This is a genomic window from Amycolatopsis sp. NPDC051071 (assembly GCF_040682875.1).
Taxonomy (GTDB): Bacteria; Actinomycetota; Actinomycetes; order Mycobacteriales; family Pseudonocardiaceae; genus Amycolatopsis.
Genome location: NZ_JBFBBY010000030.1, coordinates 12957 through 37716, shown reverse-complemented (window position 1 = coordinate 37716; position 24760 = coordinate 12957). Strand labels below are relative to the sequence as shown.

Genomic DNA, 24760 nt, shown 5'->3' with positions numbered 1-24760 from the left:
GACGAGCAACCTGAATAGTGTCGCACACGTGATTTGACGCCCCCTACCCGGGGGTGTATTGCCCGGACAGGGGGCGTCTAAATCACTTGTTGATCTTGGTGACCTGGCCGGCGCCGACGGTACGGCCACCCTCACGGATGGCGAACCGCAGGCCCTCGTCCATGGCGATCGGCTGGATCAGCGTGACGCTGATGTCCGTGTTGTCGCCCGGCATGACCATCTCGGTGCCCTCCTTGAGGGTCACCACGCCGGTCACGTCCGTCGTGCGGAAGTAGAACTGCGGGCGGTAGTTGTTGAAGAACGGGGTGTGACGGCCACCCTCGTCCTTCGACAGGATGTAGACCGAGCCCTCGAACTCCGTGTGCGGGGTGGTGGTACCCGGCTTCACGACGACCTGGCCGCGCTCGACGTCCTCGCGCTTGATGCCACGGACCAGCAGACCGACGTTGTCGCCGGCTTCACCCTGGTCGAGCAGCTTGCGGAACATCTCGACACCGGTGACGGTGGTCTTGGTCGACTTCTCCTTGATGCCGACGATCTCGACCTCTTCGTTCACGTTGACGCGGCCACGCTCGATACGGCCGGTCACGACCGTGCCACGGCCGGTGATCGTGAAGACGTCTTCGATCGGCATCAGGAAGGGCTTGTCGAGTTCACGGACCGGGTCCGGAACGTTCTCGTCGACGGCTTCCATCAGTTCGAGCACGGACTTGCCCCACGCCTCGTCACCCTCGAGGGCCTTGAGACCGGAGACCTTGACGACCGGAGCGTCGTCACCCGGGAAGTCCTGGGAGGACAGCAGCTCGCGGACCTCGAGCTCGACGAGCTCCAGGATCTCCTCGTCGTCCACCATGTCGGCCTTGTTCAGCGCGACGACGATGTAGGGCACGCCGACCTGCTTCGCGAGCAGCACGTGCTCACGGGTCTGCGGCATCGGGCCGTCGGTCGCCGCGACCACGAGGATCGCGCCGTCCATCTGCGCGGCACCGGTGATCATGTTCTTGATGTAGTCCGCGTGACCGGGGGCGTCCACGTGGGCGTAGTGACGCTTCTCGGTCTGGTACTCGACGTGCGAGATGTTGATCGTGATACCGCGCTGCTTCTCTTCCGGCGCGTTGTCGATCTGGTCGAACGCCGAAGCGGTGTTCAGCTCGGGGTACTTGTCGTGCAGAACCTTGGTGATCGCCGCGGTCAGAGTGGTCTTACCGTGGTCGACGTGACCAATGGTCCCGATGTTGACGTGCGGCTTGGTCCGCTCGAATTTCGCCTTCGCCACTGGAATGTCCTCCTGGACTGTTTTGCTTACTCACCGGCCGACGTGGCTGTCGTCAGACGGAGATTCGTTTCTCGGTGGGTGGTGCGGACGTTCAGGAGTTTTCCTTATGCCCGCGAGCGAGAGGGAACTACTCCCCTGTCGCCTTCGCGATGATTTCCTTCGCGACGTTCGCGGGAACCTCGGCGTAGGAGTCGAACACCATCGAGTAGTTGGCACGCCCCTGGGTACGCGACCGCAGGTCACCGACGTAGCCGAACATCTCCGACAGCGGGACCAGTGCCTTGACGACACGGGTTCCGGCACGCTCCTCCATGGCCTGGATCTGGCCACGGCGGGAGTTGAGGTCACCGATCACATCGCCCATGTAGTCCTCGGGCGTGGTGACCTCGACGGCCATCAACGGCTCGAGAATGACCGGGCCCGCCTTCTTCGCGGCTTCCTTCATCGCCATGGAGCCGGCGATCTTGAAGGCCATTTCCGAAGAGTCGACCTCGTGGTACGCACCGTCCAGCAAGGTGAACTTCAACCCGACGAGCGGGTAACCGGCCAGCACGCCGTACTGCATGGCGTCCTGCGCGCCCGCGTCGACCGACGGGATGTACTCCCGCGGCACGCGGCCACCGGTGACCTTGTTGGAGAACTCGTAGAGTGCACCGTCGGTGGACTCGAGGGGCTCGAGCTTGACGATGACCTTCGCGAACTGACCGGAACCACCGGTCTGCTTCTTGTGCACGTAGTCGAGCTTCTCGACCGTCTTGCGCACCGTCTCGCGGTAGGCGACCTGCGGCTTACCGATGTTCGCCTCGACCTTGTAGTCGGACTTCATCCGGTTGACCAGCACCTCGAGGTGCAGCTCACCCATACCCGCGATGATCGTCTGGCCGGTGTCCTCGTCCAGGTTGACCTGGAACGTCGGGTCCTCTTCGGCCAGCTTCTGGATCGCCAGGGAGAGCTTCTCCTGGTCGGCCTTCGTCTTCGGCTCGATCGCGACGCGGATGACCGGCGCCGGGAACGTCATCGACTCGAGGACGACCGGGTTCTGCGGGTCGGCGAGGGTGTCACCGGTGGTGGTGTCCTTCAGGCCGATGACCGCGTAGATGTGGCCCGCCTGGGCCTCATCGACCGGGTTCTCCTTGTTGGAGTGCATCTGGAAGAGCTTCCCGATGCGCTCCTTGCGCTCCTTGGTGGCGTTGATCAGCTGCGCGCCGGCGGAGACCTTGCCCGAGTACACCCGGATGTAGGTCAGCTTGCCGAAGAACGGGTGCGCGGCGATCTTGAACGCCAGTGCGGAGAACGGCTCTTCGGTCGACGGCTTGCGCGACACGACCGTCTCACCGTCGGGCAGCGTGCCCTCGACGGCGGGGACGTCCAGCGGCGACGGAAGGTAGTCGATGACCGCGTCGAGCATGGGCTGGACGCCCTTGTTCTTGAAGGCGGAACCGGTGAGCACCGGGTACGCCTCGCGGTTCACGGTGAGCTTGCGGATACCGGCCTTCAGCTCGGCCTCCGTCGGCTCCTCACCCTCGAGGAACTTCTCCATCAGGGAGTCGTCGGTCTCGGCGATGGCCTCGACCAGCTTCTCCCGGTACTCGGCCGCCTTGTCGGCGAGCTCGGCCGGGATCTCCTCGACGGCGTAGTCCTCGCCCTTCTGGACCTCGCCGCGCCAGGTCAGCGCCTTCATGCGGACCAGGTCGATGACGCCTTCGAACTCGTTCTCGGCGCCGATCGGCAGCTGGATGACCAGCGGGCGGGCGCCGAGGCGCTCCTCGATGGTGCGGACGGTGAAGTAGAAGTCCGCGCCGAGCTTGTCCATCTTGTTGACGAAGCAGATACGAGGAACCTCGTACTTGTCCGCCTGACGCCAGACCTGCTCGGACTGCGGCTCGACACCTTCCTTGCCGTCGAAGACGGCGACGGCACCATCGAGCACGCGAAGCGAACGCTCCACCTCGACGGTGAAGTCGACGTGGCCCGGGGTGTCGATGATGTTGATCTGGTGGTCGGCCCAGAAGGTGGTGGTGGCAGCCGAGGTGATGGTGATACCCCGCTTCTGCTCCTCCTCCATCCAGTCCATCGTCGCGGCGCCGTCGTGCACCTCGCCGATCTTGTAGTTGACCCCGGTGTAGAACAGGATCCGCTCGGTGGTGGTGGTCTTACCGGCGTCGATGTGGGCCATGATGCCGATGTTGCGGACCTGGTTCAGGTCGGTCAGCACTTCACGTGCCACGAGAGTGTTCCCCTGTCTCAAGAATGGGGCCCGGCAAGGCGTTGATCGGCAGCCGGGCGGTCATCACCAGCGGTAGTGCGCGAAGGCCTTGTTGGACTCGGCCATCTTGTGCGTGTCTTCGCGACGCTTGACGCTGGCGCCAAGGCCGTTGCTCGCGTCGAGCAGCTCGTTCTGCAGGCGCTCGATCATGGTCTTCTCGCGGCGGGCCGCGGAGAAGGAGACCAGCCAACGCAGGGCGAGGGTGGTGGAGCGACCCGGCTTGACCTCGATCGGCACCTGGTACGTGGCACCACCGACCCGGCGGCTCTTCACCTCGATGGTCGGCTTCACGTTGTCCAGGGCGCGCTTCAGCGTGACGACCGGGTCAGTGCCGGTCTTCTCGCGAGCACCTTCGAGTGCGCCGTAAACGATGCGCTCGGCCAGGGAGCGCTTGCCGTCCTTCAGCACCTTGTTCACCAGCTGGGTGACCAGCGGCGAGGCGTAGACGGGGTCGGAGATCAACGGCCGCTTAGGGGCCGGACCCTTGCGGGGCATTAGCTCTTCTCCTTCTTGGCACCGTAACGGCTGCGCGCCTGCTTACGGTTCTTCACACCCTGGGTGTCGAGCGACCCGCGGATGATCTTGTAGCGAACACCCGGCAGGTCCTTCACTCGACCACCGCGCACGAGCACCATCGAGTGCTCCTGCAGGTTGTGGCCCTCACCGGGGATGTAGGCGGTGACCTCGATGCCGCTGGTCAGCTTCACACGCGCGACCTTGCGCAGCGCCGAGTTCGGCTTCTTGGGGGTCGTGGTGTACACGCGAGTGCACACGCCACGCCGCTGCGGGCTCCCCTTGAGGGCCGCGGTCTTCTGCTTGGCAGCCTTGTCCTGGCGGCCCTTTCGGACCAGCTGCTGGATCGTGGGCAATGGACCAGCTTTCTGTTCGCGATCTTGCTTACTTCGTGCTTTCTCCGGCCCCCGCGGTCGGGCGTGTCGGCCCGCGTCACGGTCTCTCGACCGGTAACTTCCCGTAGGGATTTTCCGTCGGACCCCGTGTGGCGCAGCCTTGGAACCGGATGCCTGAGCACCCCGTTCATGCCGCACGGCACACGGGACGGCCCGACGCCTGCCGGGCACGGTCTCCAAAGATACCCGCCCACTTCGGGGCCGACCAAATCGGGGGGTCGATAACTATATCGTGCCGCGCGTTACGCCGCGGCCACCCTGATGGAACGGCGTTTCGGGCCGTTTCATTCCTGGTCGGCGTCCTCAACGAAGGCGCCGCGCCCAGCCTTCATTCCCCGTCGGGCTTGGCGTGGTCCGCCCGGCCGGGGTTCGGGTCCCGGCCGAGATTGATCAGCGGATGCACGGGTGCGCCCTCCGGCGCCGCGTGACTCCCCCGCCTGGGTTCCTCGATGCTTTCCTGCTGCTCGGCGTCCACGACGCCTCCCCTCACTGTTTGCGCTGTTCTGCGCTGTCTCCCCTACTCGGCGGACCACGCTACCTATTCCCCTGACGGGTGAGCCGGATGGATCCGGGAAGCACCCCGATGCGTCAAACGGCCCAATGGGTCACGATGACGCCGGTCACAGCGATGGCCGCACGAAACCGCACGGGGAGGCTCCATGTCGGCCGAGTTCGAACAACTGGTCGCGGAATTCGAGAAGTTCCAGTCCAAGATCAAAAAGGCCGAAACGCAGTTCGCGAAGGTCGGCGAGATGCAGGAGGAATTGGCCGGACTGGAATCGGTGGCGGCGTCCCCTGATCGTTCGGTCACCGTCGTCGCGGGCCCCGGCGGATCGGTGAAGGACATCCAGCTCACCCCGGAAGCCCTTAGGCAGCAACCACAACAGCTCGCGGCCGTCATACTGTCCACACTGCACACCGCGGTCGCGGACGCGGCCCGGAAGCAGGCCGGGATCGTCGACTCGCAATTCGGCGACGCGTTCCATCTGAACGTCGAAGAGCAGGTTCTCGAAGCCCAAGCCGAAGCACTGGGAACCACGGCGGACGATCTGCGGTCTCAGATGTCGGAGGAGCCACCACAGGACACCGGCCGCCCCGCGAACCGCCTTCGTGACGAAGACGACTTCAGCGAGGACTCGGTGCTCCGGCGCTCGGACGAACCGGCTCCCGGCCCGGCGGCGGCCGGTGGGAATTCGGCCGGTGACCAGTTCCTCAAGAACCTGTTCGACGACCAGGAGGAACGCTGATGGGCGGCCCCGGAGGACACGAAGTCAAGACGCAGGCCTTGACCGGCTACGCGAACAACCTCGGCTACTACAAGGACGAGGCCGGCAAATTCGGCGGCCTTGTCGACCAGGCCGACGTCACGGACAAGTCGTGGGGCCTGATCGGGCTCGCGGTGAAGCAGACCTACACCGGCAAGCTCGCCGACCTGCGTGAGCTGCTCGAGCTGATGAAGACCGGGGTCGACGCCTTCTCCGGCAAGCTCAACCAGGCGGCGTCGATCTACGACGGCTTCGAGAACGACGCGACGATCACCCTGGGGAAGTACGAAGCCAAGATCGACGGACCGAAGTGAGCTGGGGGACGGCATGACCGACGAGAAGGCGAGCGTCGCCGACGGCGTCAAGATCACCGGCGACGACAGCTTCGGCAAGAACGCGCTCGACGCGGCGAAGAAAGTGCCTGTCGCGGGCAAAGGCGTCACCACGATTGCCAACGCCTACGACAAGTTCAGTACCGCGCAGGGTCCCGGTGACCTCGCGGCCGCGGGCGGGCAGCTGGTGCAGGACGGCGCGGGCTTCATCGCTGGTGCGGGAGCGGACCTCGCGAGCTTCGTGCTCGACCCGGTGGGCTGGCTGGTCAGCAACGGCCTCAACATCCTGATCGAGCTGATCCAGCCACTGCAGGACGCACTGCATTTCGTCACCGGTGACGGCCCGGCGCTCAAGACCGCGGCCGGCAACTTCGGCAACATCGCCAAGGGCTTCGTCACACTGGCCGACGACTTCGTCAAAACCGGTGACGATTCGCTGAAGGACTGGGTTGGCGAGGCAGGCGACGCCGCTCGCAACGCGCTCGGCGACTTCGCCGTCGGTATCAAGGGCATCGGCAGCAGCGCCGGGACGGTGGCCGAGACACTGCAGATGTGGTCGATGGTGATGACCGTCATCGAAGAGGTCGTCAAATCGATCATCTCCGAGCTGGTCACCTGGGCGATCTACATCTGGCTGCCGGCACTGGCCGCGTCCATCGTCAGCCTCGGCTCCTCGGTGGCCGCCGCGATGACCGCGACCATCGCCAAGGCCGCGAGCGCGATGGGCAAGATCACCAAACACCTCGGCAAGCTCGGGAAGCTGCTCGACAAGTTCATGGGCTTCCTGCTCAAGTGGACCGACGACCTGGTCAAACAGGGTTCGAAGCTGACGAAGGCAGGCAAGATCGGGATGACCCCCGGTCAGGAGAAGTCGATCGTCGGCGCGGTCGCCAAGGGCTCCGGGACCCAGCTGGGCACGTTCGGCGATGCCGCGAAGGACGTCCTCAAGGGTGTGCCGAACCAGGCGATCAAGCAGGTGGTCGGGGTCAACCCCGCCGACATCTCGAAGGGTTCGGCGTACGCGGGCAAGGCGGGCTTCGACTTCGTGAACAAGACCATCGACAACTCGAGGACCACCATCGCCGGGCAGGAGTACGGCCGCACCGGCGGGCACCACACCGAAGAAGAGACCCGCGAGAACCTCGACATGGACCAGTAGGGTCGCCCGATGGACCCTCAGCTGGGCGGGCCGTGGCTCATCGCCGCCGGTTACGCCGTCGGAGCCGGGCTGCTGTTCCTGGGTAACCGGTTCGACGGACGGCGTCCGAAAGCGGCCGCCGTCTGCTACTCGGTGGCGGGTGTCGCGTTCTCGGAGACGTCGCTGTACTGGCTTTCGGCGGGGACCGGCGTGGCTCAGTGGCTCTGGTTCGCCGTCCCGCTGGTGATCGTGGCCCTGGTGGCCTGGCGGGGGTATCGGCAGACGACGTGGATCAAGCGGCTCGGCGGATCCGGGACGGCGAGCTTCGGTGTCCTCCCTCGGCATGGCATCGCCGTCAGCCACTCGGAGGAGGACTCCGTGGCGGCGCTGGTCGAGCTCGACCACAACGGGCACCGGCTGCTCGGTGCCGAGTACTCGCTCACGCCGCCGGGCGGCCTCGGCGAACCGGTCAGGACAGCTGACCTGATCGATGGGACGTACTCCCTGGTGCAGCTGCGGACCCCCGTGGTGCCGTCGCTGGTCATCACTCCGAATGTCGGCGCGTTCGAACCGGAGCGGTTCACGCCGTTCGAGGACGCACGCATCACGCGGAACACGATCGGGGCGCCGAAGCCCGACGCGCTGCTTCAGCGGTTCGAGACCGGGACCGACTTCGATCGCCGGTTCACGGTCACGACGTCCGATCCGGAGTTCGCGCGCACGTTCCTCTCCCCCGCGGTCCGCGATCTGCTGACCCGCGACGTGTGGTTCCGGGTCCGGGAGGTCGCGCTGCACGGCGGCTCGCTGTGGGTCACCGAGGCGGGGGCGCTGACCGAGCAGCGGATGTTCACCGGCGCGCGGCGGCTGGCGCTGCTGGCCGCGGCGGCGGACTGGCGTGATGAGGCGTTCGATGCGGTCGCGAAGGCGGCGGACACCGGCGGTGCGGGGCAGGGCGGGTCGCTCGACCGGCGGCGCGAAGCCGCCGACCGGCAGCCGTTGTCGATGTTCTCCCTGGTGGCCCGCTCGGTGATCGCGCTCGCGCTGGTGCTGCCGGGGCTGGCGCTAGCGGTGAACTCGCTGACGGCGTTAACCGGGCTGGCCCCCGAAGTGCGGCTCACCGTGACCACGACCCAGCGGGCGGAGGCGGGTACGGCGAGCTGCACCAGCTGTGGCAACGGCAACCTGGTGGACGGCACGTATGAGCTTTCCGGGGAGACGGTCCGCGTCACCGACCTGCGGTGGATGTCGTTCGGCACGTTCCCGGAGCGGGGTGACGTCGTCGACGTGTCGATCGGGCCACTTTGGTGGCACCCGCTGATCGAAGGCACCGACACCGGCGTCTTCCTGCTGCTGATCGGCCTGGCCCCCGCCCTCGTTGGCTTGGCCCTCGCGAAGGCGACCTACCTCCCGCGCCCGCGCCGCCCCGACCTGCGTTTAGCGGGCTAAACGCGCTCTGAAAGTGGCAGGACCAGGGGCTTCGAGAACCAGTGCTGGGCGAAAGGGCCGTCGCTGAACGGCTCGATCTCGACGTAGCCGAGGCGCGCGTACAGAGCTCTCGCCTCGACGAGGTCGCTTCGGGTGTCGAGGCGCATGACGGTGGCCCCGAGGTCGCGCGCGACGTCCTCGGCGGCGGTTACGAGCAGCGCGGACCCGCCCTGGCCCCGCGCTTCCGGCCGGAGGAAGACGCGGGTGAGTTCGGTGGTCCCGGGCATGGCGACCCGCACCCCGGCGCATCCGGCGAGCACGCCGTCGCGTCGCGCGAGGAGGAAGGCTCCGGTCGGCGGCACCAGGTCCCGGCTGTGCTGCTCTTCGAGGTAGCCGTCGATCTCCTCGTCGGGCACGTGGCGCTGGTGATAGCGCGTCGCGACGTCGACCATGTACTCGCGCAGGATGCGGACGGCGTCCGGGTGGTCGACGGCGACGAGTTCGAAGCTCCAGGTCATGTGCCCATCCTCGCGACCCTGGCCAGCGATTTTTCGGGCCCCCGACGTGCGTTTAGCCCCCTAATCGCGCTCTGGGGCACCCGGGCAGACCCCCGCCGCCGGAGCGCGATTAGCCCGCTAAAGGCGCTCTGGGGCACCCGGGCGGACCCTGGCCGCCAGAGCGCGATTAGGGGGCTAAACGCACGTCAGGAGGGGGCAAGGCGGCCGGCGCAGGTGGCGACCTCGCCGGGGGTGGACTTCTCCGAGGTGACGACGGCGCCACCCACGGCCACCCGGCATTCGACGGCGCCCTCGCCCTGCCCCATCAGCTGCACGGTCGGCGGGGTGCCGGTGTTCTTCCAGGTGAGTTCCTTACGCCACGGCAGCGTCACCTGCAGTTCCTGATGCACCAGCCCCAGCCCGTTCGAGTCGTAGACCACGGTCGCGGTCCCCGTCCCGACGAGCTCGTAGGCGATCTGCCAGTCGTTCGACACCGGCTGCGGCCGCGCCTGGCTCAGTGTCCGGGTGATCGTGCGATCCGGCTCCCGCGACGGCGCGGCGCCGGTCGGCTCGCCGACGACGGCCACGGTCTCGGCTCGCGGTTCCTCGCCGCCGTTGAGCAGCACCACACAGGTCGCGAGCGCGGCCACCACGATCCCCGCGATCGCGATGCGCCCGATCAGTTGTCTGTCGGCCATCGGTCTCCTCACCGAAGCGAAGCGAAACGCGACGCGGCCCCGGACCGGAGCCGCGCCGCGCGGTGGAAGTCAGGACGGCAGCAGCCTGCCGGGAACGCCGTTGAGGGACTGGATGAGGCCCAGCGCCGGGACACCGAGCGGGGCGAACGTCCAGATGTTGTTGAGGTCGCTCGTGTCGGGCTCGTCGACGACCACGACATCGTTCGGGGCAGCCTGAACGGCGAGCGCGGGAGCGGCCGAACCGAGCACGACGAGCCCGGCGAGCACCGCACCGGTGATCGCGCGGTTGAGGGTCTTCTTCAAGGGATTCTCCTTTGCTGGTAACAGTTCTTACGAAATCGGCGTGATGATCCCGTAAATCGGGGCGAGGACCTCGGTGGGCACCGGGACGGTCGGGCCGAGCAGGCCACCGAGGTCGAGGCCGGGGATCAGCCACAGCGCGGGGGCGCCGCCACCGGTCGGCAGACCCGGCAGCGGGTCGGCCGAGGCGACCCCGCCCGCCAGTCCGGACAGCGCGCCCGCCACGGCGAGCGGCAGCAGCACACGGGTCACGATTCGCTTCATCTCTTCTCCCTTTTCCTTACCGCTGCTGGAATCGAGCGGAATCCTTAGCGGAGTACCGAGCTGATCGGCACGATCGTGCCGTCGGGGATCCATTGCCCCGCGTAGTTCCGGTCGGCGATCATCCCGACGGCGTGCGGTTCGCCCGGATACATCGGCATCGCGTTGACCTGCGCCGCCGCGAAGATCTGGACGTCGCCGTTGATCGACGTCCACTGGTCTCCGAGCCAGTTCCGGAACCCGCCGAGCGTGGGGCTTTCGCCGCCGAAGGCGTTGCCCGCGGCGACCGCGAAACTCACGGCGACCTGCTCGCGCGGGTCGAACCTCAGTGGCAGCGAAGAGCTCGCGACGGAGTTCACGATCGGGCCGTTCAGCAGCCAGGGCGCCAGGTACAGGCCGTACTGATGGGTCGGCTTGAGCCGTTGTGACTCGGCCGCGCGGGTCATCGCCGTGTAGCCGCCCGCCCAGCCGGACACGACGAGCAGCGCGGTGTTCGGACCGGCTTCGGCCCGCACCGGAAGCCCGGAGCGGGCGGCCGTCTCCCGGACCAGCTTCGCGGCGGCCACACCGCGCGGTGACGTGTCCTCGACGAGGGTGAGCGCGGAAGGCTTGCGCCCGGCCAGGAACTCGACGAGCTTGACGAGCGACCCGCCGTCCTCGCGGGAAAGCGCGTCGGCAGGGCAAGAGGTGAGGACTTCGCGACGATCGGCGATCAGGCCGCCCAGCGCCGCCGAAGCGCACTCGGGCGCGTCGACGTCCTCGACGGCGGGCCCCTGCTCGTCGCCGGCGTCGAGGACGATCGTCGTCTTCTGGTCGCCGCGGCTGATGATCAGGTCGCTGCGTCCTCGCGGCAGGTCGACCTCGGCCCAGCTGCCTTCGGCGCCGGGGCGCACGATGGCCTTGCCGATCAGCCCCCCTTCGACTCCGGCGGACAGTTCGTCGCCCGCGCTCGCCGGGAAGTGGACGAGGTTCTTGCCGGGCCGCTGCGGACTCACCAGCACCGGGAACGTCCGGTCACCGACGGAGGCGTCGGCCAGTAGCGGCACGCCGGGAGTCGGCAGCTCGGCGGGCTTCGGAATGGCCGCGATGGCGCTCCAGGCAACGAATCCGACCGCGACAGCGGCCGCACCGAATCGGTAGGAGCGGGTGGAATCCGTACCCGTCAAGAAGAATCCGGCGACGACAGTGGCGACAACCGGCAGCACGGCGATCACCAGCAACGTGATGCCGAAGAAGGTTTCGTAGATCCTGCGGTCGAACCCGAGACCAGAGGAGAACAGGTGAACCGCACCCGCGACGACGAGAAGTCCGCCCAGTGTCAGGGAAAGCGGGCCGAGCCGGAAGTTCGTCTGGCGCCACTGCACGGCGGGCAACCAGACCGAAAGAACCGTGACGCCGAACCACAGGGCGGCGGCCGCGACGTAAACGGTGTCGATGGCGAACTCGACGCCGGACCGCCCGAGCGAGGTTTCGAGCACCACCAGCGCGGCGAGCGCGAGGGAGGCCCAGCGCCCAGCGGACGGCCACCTGACGAGGACCGGAATGGCCAGTGCCAGCAGGATGTGCACGATCAACGCGAGGACGTTGACGTCGACCGTGATGGCCGAAACCGCGGCGAGCGCGGCGGAAACCGCGCCGAGTGCGCCGAGGGTGAGGTACAGGCGTTTGGGCAGGCCGCCGACCAGCGGACGCAGAATCCCGCTGCCGGCAAGGAAAGCGGTGGTCAGCAGGAGTCCGAGCCGGAGCAGGACCAGGGCGAGGTCCGCTCCGGACGAACCCGAGCTCGCCGGTATGACGTGGTGATCCATGGGGACCTTCTCCGAGCAGTCGGCGGGATCGTGGGTGACGGGCGGACCCGCCACCCACGACCTTCCGCGCCCAACAGGGTTACTTGAGATCCGCGTCCGCTACGACGAACAGTTCGGAGTGCGGTTTGGCGTTGCCGAAGGACCCATGCGGCCAGGTCTTCCGGTTGAAGTTGATCCCGACCTGTCCGGTGAATTCGTCCCGGAAGTTCTGGTCGACGCCGAGCTTCCCGTCCTCACCGAGGTTCAGCAGGTTGACCTTGTGGTCACCGTCCAAACCGGACCGCGCGACGAAGTAGTTCGACACCGCGAGGTGCCGCGGCTTGTCGGTCTCGCGGTAGAAGCCGTCGTCACCGAGCACGAAGTTGTCGTACGCGCCCCAGTGCGGGCCGCCACCCGGTGTGCCCGGGTTGATCGCCGCGGCACCGACGACGGTCGGCAGGTCGCCGCCCCCGCCTTGCTGCGACTTCTCCTTCGTGTCGATCCGGCCCTGGATGTTCTCGACCTTGTCGCCCGCGGCGAGCAGCTTCTGGATGTCGAGGATGTACACACCACCGGTGGTGCCGGGGTCGTCCGGGCCGAGCGCACCCTTGGAGCGACCGGTGATCGCGCGGTAGAGGTATTTGTCGTCCGGGCTGGTCTGGATCCAGCCACCGTTCGACCCGCCACCGTTGGAATCGTTGTTCGGGTGGATCGCCTTGTTCGCGGCGCCGTCGTCGAACACCTGGATCCAGTGCGGCTCCTTGGCGGTGATGTCCGGCGTGTAGAACACCGCGCCACCCTGCATGGTCTGGGCGAACGCGCCCTTGTGACCGGGCTGGTTGGTCACCGTGGTCTCCATGACCGCGCGGCTTTCCGCGTGCAGCGGGTCCGCCGGGTCGGCACGGGGGCCGTCCGGCAGGTACGAGACCGCCTTCAGCTTCGGCTTGTTGCGATCGGAGATGTCCCAGGTCCGGACCGTCGGGCGCCGCAGATACGGCGACGGCTGCTTCACCGGGTCGAGAATGATGTTGCGCGGCTCGGCGTAATCACTGGTGACCAGCGTGTTGAGGTCCTCGCGGGCCTGGATGCCGTGTGGGTTGGCGCACGTCGGCTTGTCCAGCTGCGGGAGGTTGTCGCAGAGCTTCTTGTTGTCGCCCTGCGGTGTGGCCGCCGGGGACTCGGAAAGCACCCGCGCGTTCTGGTCGAAGCGGACGACCTCGCCGGGGCTGCCGGCGAAACCGTTGCCCACCACGGTGGAACCGTTGGCGTAGGTGTGCGGGCCGGGAACGACCGGACCGCCCATGTACGTGCCGTACGCGGTGCCGTCCTTGAGCACCCAGTACGCGTCCGGCACGGAACCGCCGAGGGTCTGGGTCGGGAGGCTGACGCCCTTGAGCTTCAGTTGCGGCAACGCGGAGACGTCGAAGGCGTACGTCGCGGCGGCGAACAACGCGCCGGCGTAGATCGTGTCTCCCTTGTGCCACACGTATTGCATGTGGTGCGGCTCGTTCTCGACGAGCGGGCCGACGGTGGCGGTGTTGACCACCTTGCCGTAGGTCGGTGAGCCCTGCGTCGCGTCGATCACGGCGAGGAAGTCCGGACCTGGCAACGCGTTCTTGATCTTGTTGAGGCCGCCGCCGAGCGAGCCGGGCAGATTCTTGATGTCCTTGACAAGGGTGTCGGCGATGTTCTCGTCACCGGCCCAGACCAGCAGCCACTTCTTGCGCTTGCCGTCGGCACTCCGGGACGCCGCGACGTCCTTGGACACGAGGTGGTTCTGGACCCAGTACTCCTTGCCGTCGGCCGCCTTCTTCGCGTCCTTGACGACCTGGACGTCGGCGTAGGCACTCGTGGCGGACCCGGTATAGGTCACCATGCCCACGGCGAGCGCCGCCGCCATGGCGCCTATCACCACTTTTCGCCACTCTTTTCGCCGCTTAGGCGAGTTGGATAGCATTCTTTCTCCCTGTTTTCGCTACCGAAGCGCCAGACAATTGGCACACCCCTCCCCTCATTTCACGCAGGCGTCACCGGCGCGGATCAGGGGAAAGCAAACAGCCGCCGGTTCGAGCAAGGAACCGTTGCGGCACAGCGGAAAGCGTCAGCGCACGAGGAATGGGCATATCCGTTTCGGATACGCGAATTCAGCGACGGCGCGACGAGCCTGAATAGGTCAGGAATCCATACACAGCGCGCTTGCTTGCTGCCGCAAGTCAACGTGCCGGCGCCACACCAAGGCGACTGGGGATTGCATGGGCGAAATACTCGTGTGAACCCGCCCGGGTGTCAATCTCGTGATCAAAGAATGGGAGACACCACGACGGAGTGAATTTCCCACCATGCGGATCGGCCACTAGACCGATTGGGTGGCGATTTTCCGAATATTGGGAATTAAGCCACTTGGCGGCACTACTGCAGGTCACAACGGCCCAGTAACCTGCGTCCGCCGAACACTCCGCCGTTATGAATTCGTTACCGATTCTCGGGAACTCGCCCGGAGCACCGCACGATTGGCTGGTCCGCGAGTGACCCGGAGGCGGTAAGACAGGCACATGCCGAAGACGTTCAGAAGAGCGCTGGCCGTTGCCGCTCTCGCCGTACTCACCGCTTTTCCCGTACCCGCGCAGGCTTCCGAACCGAAGGCGCCGTCGGAGTTCGTCGCGCTCTCCGACGTGGCGCCGACGATCCTGCACGAGATCCGATACCGCGGGCAGCACAACTTCGTCGGCAGCCGGATCGACGAATACGTCCAGCCGCTGTGTCTCCTGACCCGCCAGGCCGCGGAGGGATTGCGCACGGCCCAACGGCGACTGCTGCGGCAGGGCTACACCCTCAAGGTGTACGACTGCTACCGGCCGCAGCACGCCGTCGACCACTTCGTCCGATGGGCCAAGGACCTCACCGACGAGAAGATGAAGGCGGAGTTCTATCCGAATGTGGCGAAGGAACGACTGTTCGCCGATGGGTACATCGCGGAGAAGTCGGGGCACAGCCGCGGCAGCACGGTGGACCTGACGATCGTGAAGCTGCCGCCGCGACCGCAACGGCCTTATCGGCCGGGCGAACCCCTGACGCCGTGCTTCGCGCCGGGCCGGTTCCCGGACAACATGGTCGATATGGGGACCGGGTACGACTGCTTCGACACGCTTTCGCACACCGATGACCCGCGGATCACCGGCGAGGCGCGGGCGAACCGGCAGCTGCTGAAGAGCACGCTCGCGGCCGCGGGGTTCCGGAACCTCGCCGAGGAGTGGTGGCACTACACGTTCAACGGGGAGCCGTTCCCGGACACCTACTTCGACTTCCCCGTCACCCGGCGCTCCCTGACCTGCCCCTGACCTGCCCGCCTCCCCCCGACCGGAGCGCGTTTAGCGGGCTAAACGCGCTCTGGGCACTTCACGCGCCCCCGCGTCCAGACCGCGATTAGGGGGCTAAACGCAGGTCGGCCCGCCCTGCCGCCGGGTCGCGATTAGCCCGCTAAACGCGACCCGGGAGCGCCTGTCCCCCGGCGAGCCAGATCGCACTTTGCCCGCTAAACGCGAGTCGCGCCTCCCGCCCCGGAGCGCGTTTAGCGGGCTAAACGCGCTCCGGTCGGGGGTCACATGGCTTGCCGTTTGAAGGTCGCCAGGGCGTCGTCGATGGGGTGCGGCTCGGAGCCCGGCTTGGTCCACCTCGCGAGGTTCATCGCGGCGGAGAACTGACGGCCGCCGTCGTCGCGGGTCCAGGACATCGTCAACGCTCCCCAGACAGTGCCGTCGTGACCCCAGAATGTGCCACCGTCGGCAGTCTCGGTCTTGTACAGACCGAGGCCGTAGTCGAGCGTCCGACCGTCCTGGGCGATGACGGGGACAGTGCGCCGCATCTGCTCCAGCGACGATGGTGTGACGATCTCGCCGCCGAGCAACTTGCCGTAGAAGCGGTTGAGGTCCTCGACGGTCGAGATCAGTCCGGCACCGGGCATCACCCAGGACATGTTGTAGACGCTGTAGTCGCGCGGCGGGTCGATCCGGCCGAACAGCGCCTCGTACATCCGCGAGTGCGGCTCCTCGATCTGCGGCTCACCGGGAAATCCAGTCTGCGTGAGACCAGCGGGCTCGATGACGGAGCCGGCGATGTGTTCCTCGGCCGTGGTGCCGCTCAGATGCTGCAGGAGTTCACCCAGGAGCAGGTAGTTCGTGTTCGAGTACACGCCAGGAGTGCTTCCCGGCTCGCCGGTGGAGGGAGCATCGACGCCCAAGGCGATCAGCTCGACGGGTCGGAACTGCCGAAAGCGGTTGTCGTCGAGGCTCTCGGGAGCGAGTTCCTTGAGCGACGGAAAGGCGTACGGGAGGTACTCGGCGAGGCCGCTGGTGTGGTTGAGCAGCATCCGGACCGTGATCTTCCGGCCGCGCTCCCCTGGGACCAGCCGTGGCAGGTAGTCGCCGATCGGCGCGTCGAGCCGTACGTGTCCCTTCTCGACCTGCAGCAGAACCGCGGCGGAGACGAACGTCTTGGTGATGCTGCCGACGCGCTGCCGCATGCCGGGATGGACGGGGTTGCCGGTGTCGAGGTCAGCGACTCCGGAAGCGCCATGCCAGACCTGCTCGCCCTGACGCACCTCGGCGAACACACCCGGTACTCCCGCGTGGTGGACACCGTCCAATGCAGACCGCAGCTCTGCGGGATCGAGCAGAGTCTCCGTGGCTGGTTTCTCGTCTGTCACAAGGGGATCCATATCGACCATCTTTTCGGTCGACACCTCCGAGATCGCCCGCCAACCGTCGCGCATCCAGGCGGATACCGCACCGATCGTCGCTACCCCGGCCGGATCGCGATTAGCCCGCTAAACGCGGGTCGGCCGGGCGTGGAGCTGGCGGCGTCGGATCGCGATTTGCCCGCTAAACGCAGGTCGGCGGGTGAGCGGAGCGGGGGCGGAGCAGAGGGTGGGGAAAGTGAAGCGCCCCTGGCCGGGAGCCAGGGGCGCTTCGGTGGAGCAGAGTGGATCAGCGGAAGTCGCGGCCGAAGTCGTAGTCGTCCAGCGGAACCGCCGCCCCCGGCGTGGAGCCGAAGACATCCGGGGTGTAGTAGCCGTCGTCGTAGGACGGGATCGCGTAAGCGGCGACCCGCGCCTCCTCGGTCGGCTGCACCTGGATGTTGCGGTACTTGTTGATCCCGGTACCGGCCGGGATCAGCTTACCGATGATCACGTTCTCCTTGAGGCCCACGAGCCTGTCCGAACGGCCGTTGATGGCCGCGTCGGTCAGGACACGCGTGGTCTCCTGGAACGAGGCCGCCGACAGCCACGAGTCCGTGGTCAGCGAGGCCTTCGTGATCCCCATCAGCACCGGGCGACCCGAAGCGGGCTCGCCGCCTTCGGCGACCGACGCCCGGTTCTTCGCCTCGAACTTGGTCCGCTCGGGCAGTTCGCCCGGGAGGAAGTCCGTGGCACCGGAGTCGATGATCGTCACGCGGCGCAGCATCTGCCGCACGATGACCTCGATGTGCTTGTCGTGGATCGACACACCCTGCGCCCGGTACACCTTCTGGACCTCGTCCACCAGGTGCATCTGCGCCTCGCGCGGCCCCATGACCCGCAGGACCTCGTGCGGGTCCGGCGTGCCTTCGAGCAGCTGCTGACCGACGTTGACGCGGTCACCGTCGCCCAGCGGGCCGTTCGGGGTGTTCGCGAGCCGCTGACGCTTGGACAGCTTGTCGAAGACGATCTCTTCGCTGCCGTCGTCCGGGATCAGCGTGATCTTCCAGAACCGCTCGCTTTCCTCGATGCGCACGCGGCCATCGACGTCGGCGATCGGCGCCTTGCCCTTCGGGACCCGGGCCTCGAACAGCTCCTGGACACGGGGCAGACCGGTCGTGATGTCGTCACCGGCGACACCACCCTGGTGGAACGTACGCATCGTCAGCTGCGTACCCGGCTCACCGATCGACTGGGCCGCGACGATACCCACGGCCTCGCCGACGTCGACGAGCTGACCGGTCGCCATGGACCGGCCGTAGCAGGTGGCACAGATACCGACGGCCGACTCGCAGGTCAGGACCGAACGCACCTTGACCTTGGCGATCCCGCTCGACACGAGCTTGTCCAGGGCCGGGTCGCCGATGTCGTCGCCAGCGTTCAGCACGACGTTGCCCTTCGGGTCTACCGCGTCCACCGCGATGTTCCGGGCGTACACGCTGGTCTCGATGTGCTGATCACGCAGGACCGTGCCGTCCGGCTGGACCTGCCCGATCGGCATGTTGATACCGCGGGTGGTGCCACAGTCGGTCTCACGGACGATGACGTCCTGCGAAACGTCCACCAGACGACGGGTCAGGTAACCCGAGTCGGCGGTACGGAGCGCCGTGTCCGCCAGACCCTTACGGGCACCGTGCGTCGCGATGAAGTACTCCGCCACCGACAGGCCTTCACGGAAGTTGGCCTTGATCGGACGCGGGATGTACTCACCCTTCGGGTTCGACACCAGGCCACGCATACCGGCCAGTGACCGGACCTGCGTCATGTTGCCCGCCGCGCCCGACTTCACGATCATCGCGATCGGGTTGTCGTCCGGCAGCGCCGTTTCCATGATCTTGTGGACCTCTTCGGTGGCTTGCGTCCACACCTTGACGAGCTCGTTGTTGCGCTCGGTGTGCGACAGCTGGCCACGCTGGTACCGCTTCTCGACCTGGTCGGCCTTGCCTTCGTACTCGTCCAGAATGGCTTTCTTGCCCGTCGGGACCAGCACGTCGGAGATCGCGACCGTGACACCCGAACGGGTCGCCCAGTAGAAACCGGCGTCCTTCAGGCGGTCCAGGGTCTGCGCGACCTGCGTCATCGAGTACCGCTCGGCGAGGTCGTTCACGATCAGGGCCTGACGCTTCTTCGGCATCGGCTCGTTGATGAACGGGTAGTCCGCCGGCAGCAGCTCGTTGAACAGCACGCGGCCAAGGGTGGTCTCGGCCAGCCAAGCCTTGCCCGGCTCCCAGCCCTTTTCCGCGAGCCTCGCCTCGTCGGCCTTGGCGGGCTGACGATCGGTGATGCGGATCTTGACCGGAGCGTGCAGGCTCAGCGCCTTGAGGTCGTACGCCATGATGGCTTCGGCAGGCGAGGAGTAGGCGTTGCCCGCCCCCTCGGCCTTCTCGGTCAGACGGGTCAGGTGGAACAGACCCGTCACCATGTCCAGACGCGGCATGGCGAGCGGGCGGCCCGACGCCGGCGAAAGGATGTTGTTCGCCGACAGCATCAGGATGCGGGCCTCGGCCTGCGCCTCCGCGGACAGCGGGAGGTGCACGGCCATCTGGTCACCGTCGAAGTCCGCGTTGAACGCCTCACAGACCAGCGGGTGCAGCTGGATGGCCTTGCCTTCGACCAGCTGCGGCTCGAAGGCCTGGATACCGAGGCGGTGCAGGGTCGGCGCACGGTTCAGCATCACCGGGTGACCGGTGATGACCTCTTCGAGCACGTCCCACACCTGCGGGCGCGAGCGCTCCACCATCCGCTTGGCGGACTTGATGTTCTGCGCGTGGTTCAGGTCGACCAGCCGCTTCATGACGAACGGCTTGAACAGCTCGAGCGCCATGTCCTTCGGCAGACCGCACTGGTGCAGCTTCAGCTGCGGGCCGACGATGATGACCGAACGGCCGGAGTAGTCGACACGCTTGCCGAGCAGGTTCTGGCGGAACCGGCCCTGCTTGCCCTTGAGCAGATCGGACAGCGACTTCAGCGGGCGGTTACCGGGACCGGTGACCGGGCGGCCGCGGCGGCCGTTGTCGAACAGCGCGTCGACGGCCTCCTGCAGCATCCGCTTCTCGTTGTTGACGATGATCTCGGGCGCGCCGAGGTCGATCAGCCGCTTCAACCGGTTGTTGCGGTTGATGACCCGGCGGTAGAGGTCGTTCAGGTCGGAGGTGGCGAACCGGCCACCGTCGAGCTGGACCATCGGGCGCAGGTCCGGCGGGATCACCGGGACGGCGTCGAGCACCATGCCGCGCGGGTCGTTGCCGGTGGCCTGGAAGGCCGCGACGACCTTGAGCCGCTTCAGCGCGCGGAGCTTCTTCTGCCCCTTGCCGTTGCGGATGGTGTCGCGCAGGTTGTCGGCTTCGGCCGCGACGTCGAACTCGGTGGCCAGCTTCTGGATGGCCTCCGCGCCCATGCCGCCGGTGAAGTACTCGCCGTAGCGGTCGACGAGCTCGCGGTAGAGCAGCTCGTCGGCGATCAGCTGACGGACGTCGAGCTTCGTGAAGGTCGTCCAGACCTCCTCGAGACGGTCCAGCTCGCGACCGGCGCGGTCACGCAGCTGACGCATCTCGCGCTCGCCGCCTTCCTTGACCTTGCGGCGGACGTCGGACTTGGCGCCCTCCGCCTCCAGCTCGGCCAGGTCGGCTTCCAGCTTCTGCGCCCGTGCCTCGATGTCCGCGTCACGCTTGGTCTCGAGGTTCTTACGCTCGACGCCGATCTCGTTCTCGAGGGTCGGCAGGTCGGTGTGCCGCAGCTCGGTGTTCACACCGGTGATCACGTAGGCCGCGAAGTAGATGATCTTCTCGAGGTCCTTCGGCGCCAGGTCGAGCAGGTAGCCCAGGCGGGAAGGAACACCCTTGAAGTACCAGATGTGGGTGACGGGGGCGGCCAGCTCGATGTGGCCCATCCGCTCACGGCGCACCTTGGCGCGGGTGACCTCGACGCCACAGCGCTCGCAGATGATGCCCTTGAAGCGGACCCGCTTGTACTTACCGCAGTAGCACTCCCAGTCCCGAGTCGGGCCGAAAATCTTCTCGCAGAAGAGGCCGTCCTTCTCGGGCTTGAGCGTCCGGTAGTTGATGGTCTCCGGCTTCTTGACCTCACCGAAGGACCACTGACGAATGTCGTCGGCGGTAGCGAGGCCGATGCGGAGCTCATCGAAGAAGTTGACGTCCAGCACGTCTTTGCATCCCCTTGGGGTATTTCGGGGGTCTGGGGGTCGCTCCCCAGATGTCCCAGTCGACTAGAGGGGTTGGCGGTCGAGGCGGGGCCCACGGGAGGCAGGCCCCGCCTCGGACAGCCGTCAGTGCACGACGTCGTCCACCGAGGGCGACTCGTTGCGGGACAGGTTGATGCCGAGGTTGGCGGCGGCGCGCTCGAGGTCCTCGTCGTCGGAGTCGCGCATCTCGATCGCGGCACCGTCGCTGGACAGCACCTCGACGTTGAGGCAGAGCGACTGGAGCTCCTTCAGGAGCACCTTGAACGACTCGGGGATACCCGGCTCGGGGATGTTCTCCCCCTTGACGATCGCCTCGTACACCTTCACGCGGCCGACCACGTCGTCCGACTTGATCGTGAGGAGTTCCTGCAGCGTGTATGCGGCGCCGTACGCCTGCATCGCCCAGCACTCCATCTCACCGAAGCGCTGGCCACCGAACTGTGCCTTACCACCCAGCGGCTGCTGCGTGATCATCGAGTACGGACCGGTGGAGCGGGCGTGGATCTTGTCGTCGACAAGGTGGTGCAGCTTCAGGATGTACATGTAACCGACCGCGACCGGGTACGGGTACGGCTCGCCGGAGCGGCCGTCCAGCAGCGTGGCCTTGCCGTTCTGCTTCACCATGCGCTCACCGTCGCGGTTCGGCTTGGTGGCACCGAGCAGGCCGGTCAGCTCGTCTTCCTTCGCACCGTCGAACACCGGGGTGGCGGTGTTCGTGCCGGGGTCGACGTCGTAGAGCTCCTCGTTGAGGTTCTTCGCCCAGTCGGGGTTGCCCTCGATCTTCCAGCCCTGCGACGCCAGCCAGCCGAGGTGAAGCTCCAGGACCTGGCCGATGTTCATCCGACGCGGGACACCGTGGGTGTTCAGGATGATGTCGACGGGCGTGCCGTCCTCCATGAACGGCATGTCCTCGGCGGGAAGGATCTTGCCGATGACACCCTTGTTCCCGTGGCGGCCGGCGAGCTTGTCGCCCGGCTGGATCTTCCGCTTCTGTGCCACGTAGACGCGGACCAGTTCGTTGACGCCCGGGGGCAGCTCGTCGTCGTCCTCGCGCGAGAACACGCGGATGCCGATGACCTTGCCGGTCTCGCCGTGCGGCACCTTCAGCGAGGTGTCGCGGACTTCGCGGGCCTTCTCACCGAAGATCGCGCGGAGCAGGCGCTCTTCCGGCGTCAGCTCGGTCTCGCCCTTGGGCGTGACCTTGCCGACGAGGATGTCGCCGTCGCGGACCTCGGCACCGATGCGGATGATGCCGCGCTCGTCGAGGTCGGCCAGTACCTCCTCGGAGACGTTCGGGATGTCCCGGGTGATCTCCTCGGCGCCCAGCTTGGTGTCGCGGGCGTCGATCTCGTGCTCCTCGATGTGGATCGACGTGAGCACGTCGTCCTGCACCAGGCGCTCCGAGAGGATGATCGCGTCCTCGTAGTTGTGGCCCTCCCACGGCATGACCGCGACGAGCAGGTTCTTGCCGAGCGCCATCTCACCGTTCTCGGTGGACGGGCCGTCGGCGATGACCTGACCCTGCTCGACCCGGTCGCCCTCGTTGACGATCGGGCGGTGGTTGAAGCAGGTGCCGTGGTTGGAGCGGCGGAACTTGTACAGTCCGTAGCTCTTCCGCGTGCCGTCGTCGTGCATGATCGTGATCAGGTCGGCCGAGAGCTCCTCGACGACACCGGACTGCTCGGCCACGAGCACGTCACCGGCGTCGACCGCGGCACGCAGCTCCACACCGGTGCCGACGTACGGCGCCTGGTTGCGCAGCAGCGGAACGGCCTGACGCTGCATGTTCGCACCCATCAGGGCGCGGTTCGCGTCGTCGTGCTCGAGGAACGGGATCATCGCCGTCGCGACCGAGACCATCTGCCGCGGCGAGACGTCCATGTAGTCCACGTCGAGCGGGTCGATCAGCTCGACCTCGCCGCCCTTCTTACGGACCAGGACGCGGTCTTCGACGAAGGTGCCGTCCTCGGTGATCGGCGCGTTCGCCTGCGCCTTCACGAAACGGTCTTCCTCGTCCGCGGTGAGGTAGTCGACCTGGTCGGTGACGCGGCCCTCGACGACCTTGCGGTACGGGGTCTCGATGAAACCGAACGGGTTGACCCGCGCGTACGAGCAGAGCGAACCGATCAGGCCGATGTTCGGGCCTTCCGGCGTCTCGATCGGACACATGCGGCCGTAGTGCGACGGGTGAACGTCACGGACCTCCATGCCGGCGCGCTCACGGGACAGACCACCGGGGCCGAGTGCGGACAGACGACGCTTGTGCGTCAGCCCCGACAGCGGGTTGTTCTGGTCCATGAACTGCGACAGCTGCGAAGTACCGAAGAACTCCTTGATCGCCGCCACGACGGGACGGATGTTGATCAGGGTCTGCGGCGTGATCGCCTCGACGTCCTGCGTGGTCATCCGCTCACGGACGACGCGCTCCATCCGGGACAGACCGACGCGGATCTGGTTCTGGATGAGCTCGCCGACGGTGCGGAGACGACGGTTGCCGAAGTGGTCGATGTCATCGGTCTCGACCGGGATGGTCTGGTCGCCGATGGTCACCTTGTCCTCGCCCGCGTGCAGCCGGACCAGGTACTCGATCGTCGAGACGATGTCCTCTTCGGTCAGCGTCCCGGTGTCGTACGGCGTGGTGAGAGCGAGCTTCTTGTTGACCTTGTACCGGCCGACCTTGGCCAGGTCGTAGCGCTTCGGCTTGAAGAACAGGTTCTCCAGCAGCGTCTGCGCGCTCTCCTTGGTGGGGGGTTCGCCCGGGCGCAGCTTGCGGTAGATGTCGAGCAGCGCCTCGTCGGTGCCGGCGGTGTGGTCCTTCTCGAGGGTGGCGAGCAGCGTCTCCGAGAAGGAGAAACGCTCACGGATCGCCTCGGTGGTCCAGCCCAGCGCCTTCAGCAACACGGTCACCGGCTGGCGGCGCTTGCGGTCGATGCGGACGCCGACGGTGTCGCGCTTGTCGACGTCGAACTCGAGCCAGGCACCCCGGCTCGGGATCACACGGACGTTGAAGACGTCCTTGTCGGTGGTCTTGTCGACACTGCTGTCGAAGTACACACCGGGCGAACGGACCAGCTGCGACACGACGACACGCTCGGTGCCGTTGATGACGAAGGTGCCCTTGTCGGTCATCACCGGGAAGTCGCCCATGAAGACCGTCTGGCTCTTGATCTCGCCGGTGTTGTTGTTCACGAACTCGGCGGTCACGAACAGCGGGGCCGCGTACGTCATGTCCTTGTCCTTGCACTCCTCGACGGAGGCCTTGACCTCGTCGAAGCGCGGGTCGGAGAAGGAAAGCGACATGGATCCGGAGAAGTCTTCGATCGGCGAGATCTCGTTGAGGACCTCTTCCAGGCCGCCGACCGGGTTTTCTTCACCTTCTTCGACGCGGCGTTCGAACCACGCCTCGTCGCCGGTGAACCATTCGAAGGACCTGATCTGCACGTCGAGCAGGTTCGGGGTGCTGAGCGGCTCGCGAATCTTTGCGAAGGAGACCCGCTTGGGGGCTCCCGGGATTCCCGTGGACTCCGAGCGAGATACAGCCGATGTGGTCGCAGCAGTGGCCTGGTTCGCGGGAGAGACTGCCAAGATGCGTCCTTCCGGGGACAATGAGCGGTGAGCAGCCGCGTCAGCAACAGCTGATGCGGTCTGTCAAGGGTGCCGTGTGCCCACTATCC

19 protein-coding genes are annotated in these 24760 nt (G+C 66.7%); 5 read left to right on the top strand and 14 right to left on the bottom strand.

What is annotated here, in order from left to right:
- Positions 1 to 82: 82 nt before the first annotated feature.
- The 5 genes from tuf to AB0M65_RS13055 form a co-directional block, all read right to left on the bottom strand.
- Complete coding sequence (tuf, locus tag AB0M65_RS13075) at positions 83 to 1276, bottom strand: elongation factor Tu (protein ID WP_364026023.1); 1194 nt, start codon at positions 1274 to 1276, stop codon at positions 83 to 85.
- A gap of 127 nt (positions 1277 to 1403) precedes the next feature.
- The gene (gene fusA, locus AB0M65_RS13070) at positions 1404 to 3503 is read right to left on the bottom strand and encodes an elongation factor G (RefSeq protein ID WP_364026020.1); all 2100 of its coding nucleotides are present in this window, start codon (positions 3501 to 3503) and stop codon (positions 1404 to 1406) included.
- 63 nt (positions 3504 to 3566) lie between these two features.
- A complete protein-coding gene (gene rpsG, locus AB0M65_RS13065; RefSeq protein WP_005166770.1) occupies positions 3567 to 4037 on the bottom strand; it encodes a 30S ribosomal protein S7 in 471 nt (156 codons plus the stop codon).
- On the bottom strand, positions 4037 to 4411 hold the full coding sequence (gene rpsL, locus AB0M65_RS13060) for a 30S ribosomal protein S12 (RefSeq protein WP_003102113.1): 375 nt from the start codon (positions 4409 to 4411) through the stop codon (positions 4037 to 4039). Before rpsL ends, rpsG begins: the two co-directional genes overlap by 1 nt.
- Positions 4412 to 4778: 367 nt before the next feature.
- The gene (locus AB0M65_RS13055) at positions 4779 to 4925 is read right to left on the bottom strand and encodes a hypothetical protein (protein ID WP_364026017.1); all 147 of its coding nucleotides are present in this window, start codon (positions 4923 to 4925) and stop codon (positions 4779 to 4781) included.
- 184 nt (positions 4926 to 5109) lie between these two features.
- On the opposite strand from AB0M65_RS13055, the gene AB0M65_RS13050 reads away from it, so the two are divergent.
- The 4 genes from AB0M65_RS13050 to AB0M65_RS13035 are packed head-to-tail and all read left to right on the top strand — an operon-like array spanning position 5110 to position 8631.
- Entirely contained in the window at positions 5110 to 5697 is a 588-nt protein-coding gene (locus AB0M65_RS13050) for a YbaB/EbfC family nucleoid-associated protein (protein ID WP_364026014.1), read from the top strand.
- Positions 5697 to 6029 carry a hypothetical protein gene (locus AB0M65_RS13045; protein WP_364026011.1) on the top strand — a complete coding sequence of 111 codons (333 nt, stop codon included), beginning with the start codon at positions 5697 to 5699 and terminating at the stop codon, positions 6027 to 6029. Before AB0M65_RS13050 ends, AB0M65_RS13045 begins: the two co-directional genes overlap by 1 nt.
- Before the next feature lie 13 nt (positions 6030 to 6042).
- The gene (locus AB0M65_RS13040) at positions 6043 to 7206 is read left to right on the top strand and encodes a hypothetical protein (protein ID WP_364026008.1); all 1164 of its coding nucleotides are present in this window, start codon (positions 6043 to 6045) and stop codon (positions 7204 to 7206) included.
- Between the two features lie 9 nt (positions 7207 to 7215).
- Complete coding sequence (locus tag AB0M65_RS13035) at positions 7216 to 8631, top strand: hypothetical protein (protein WP_364026005.1); 1416 nt, start codon at positions 7216 to 7218, stop codon at positions 8629 to 8631.
- Here the strand turns inward: AB0M65_RS13035 and AB0M65_RS13030 are convergent.
- The 6 genes from AB0M65_RS13030 to AB0M65_RS13005 form a co-directional block, all read right to left on the bottom strand.
- Positions 8628 to 9128 carry a GNAT family N-acetyltransferase gene (locus AB0M65_RS13030; RefSeq protein WP_364026002.1) on the bottom strand — a complete coding sequence of 167 codons (501 nt, stop codon included), beginning with the start codon at positions 9126 to 9128 and terminating at the stop codon, positions 8628 to 8630. The genes AB0M65_RS13035 and AB0M65_RS13030 overlap by 4 nt on opposite strands.
- A gap of 185 nt (positions 9129 to 9313) precedes the next feature.
- Positions 9314 to 9805 carry a hypothetical protein gene (locus tag AB0M65_RS13025; RefSeq protein WP_364025999.1) on the bottom strand — a complete coding sequence of 164 codons (492 nt, stop codon included), beginning with the start codon at positions 9803 to 9805 and terminating at the stop codon, positions 9314 to 9316.
- Between the two features lie 69 nt (positions 9806 to 9874).
- Positions 9875 to 10108 carry a hypothetical protein gene (locus AB0M65_RS13020; protein ID WP_364025997.1) on the bottom strand — a complete coding sequence of 78 codons (234 nt, stop codon included), beginning with the start codon at positions 10106 to 10108 and terminating at the stop codon, positions 9875 to 9877.
- Between the two features lie 27 nt (positions 10109 to 10135).
- Positions 10136 to 10369, bottom strand: a complete 234-nt coding sequence (locus tag AB0M65_RS13015) for a hypothetical protein (protein WP_364025994.1) — start codon at positions 10367 to 10369, stop codon at positions 10136 to 10138.
- Positions 10370 to 10413: 44 nt separating this feature from the next.
- Positions 10414 to 12174: a hypothetical protein gene (locus tag AB0M65_RS13010; protein ID WP_364026092.1), complete on the bottom strand. Its 1761-nt coding sequence runs from the start codon at positions 12172 to 12174 to the stop codon at positions 10414 to 10416.
- 79 nt (positions 12175 to 12253) lie between these two features.
- On the bottom strand, positions 12254 to 14053 hold the full coding sequence (locus AB0M65_RS13005; RefSeq protein WP_364026089.1) for a hypothetical protein: 1800 nt from the start codon (positions 14051 to 14053) through the stop codon (positions 12254 to 12256).
- A gap of 652 nt (positions 14054 to 14705) precedes the next feature.
- On the opposite strand from AB0M65_RS13005, the gene AB0M65_RS13000 reads away from it, so the two are divergent.
- Positions 14706 to 15491, top strand: a complete 786-nt coding sequence (locus AB0M65_RS13000; protein ID WP_364025991.1) for a M15 family metallopeptidase — start codon at positions 14706 to 14708, stop codon at positions 15489 to 15491.
- 260 nt (positions 15492 to 15751) lie between these two features.
- Here the strand turns inward: AB0M65_RS13000 and AB0M65_RS12995 are convergent, their stop codons facing one another.
- The 3 genes from AB0M65_RS12995 to AB0M65_RS12985 form a co-directional block, all read right to left on the bottom strand.
- Positions 15752 to 16855, bottom strand: coding sequence for a serine hydrolase domain-containing protein (locus tag AB0M65_RS12995; RefSeq protein ID WP_364025988.1), 1104 nt, complete (start codon positions 16853 to 16855; stop codon positions 15752 to 15754).
- Between the two features lie 280 nt (positions 16856 to 17135).
- Positions 17136 to 21047, bottom strand: coding sequence for a DNA-directed RNA polymerase subunit beta' (locus AB0M65_RS12990; protein WP_364025985.1), 3912 nt, complete (start codon positions 21045 to 21047; stop codon positions 17136 to 17138).
- Positions 21048 to 21170: 123 nt separating this feature from the next.
- Complete coding sequence (locus AB0M65_RS12985) at positions 21171 to 24671, bottom strand: DNA-directed RNA polymerase subunit beta (RefSeq protein WP_364025982.1); 3501 nt, start codon at positions 24669 to 24671, stop codon at positions 21171 to 21173.
- Positions 24672 to 24760 lie beyond the last annotated feature (89 nt).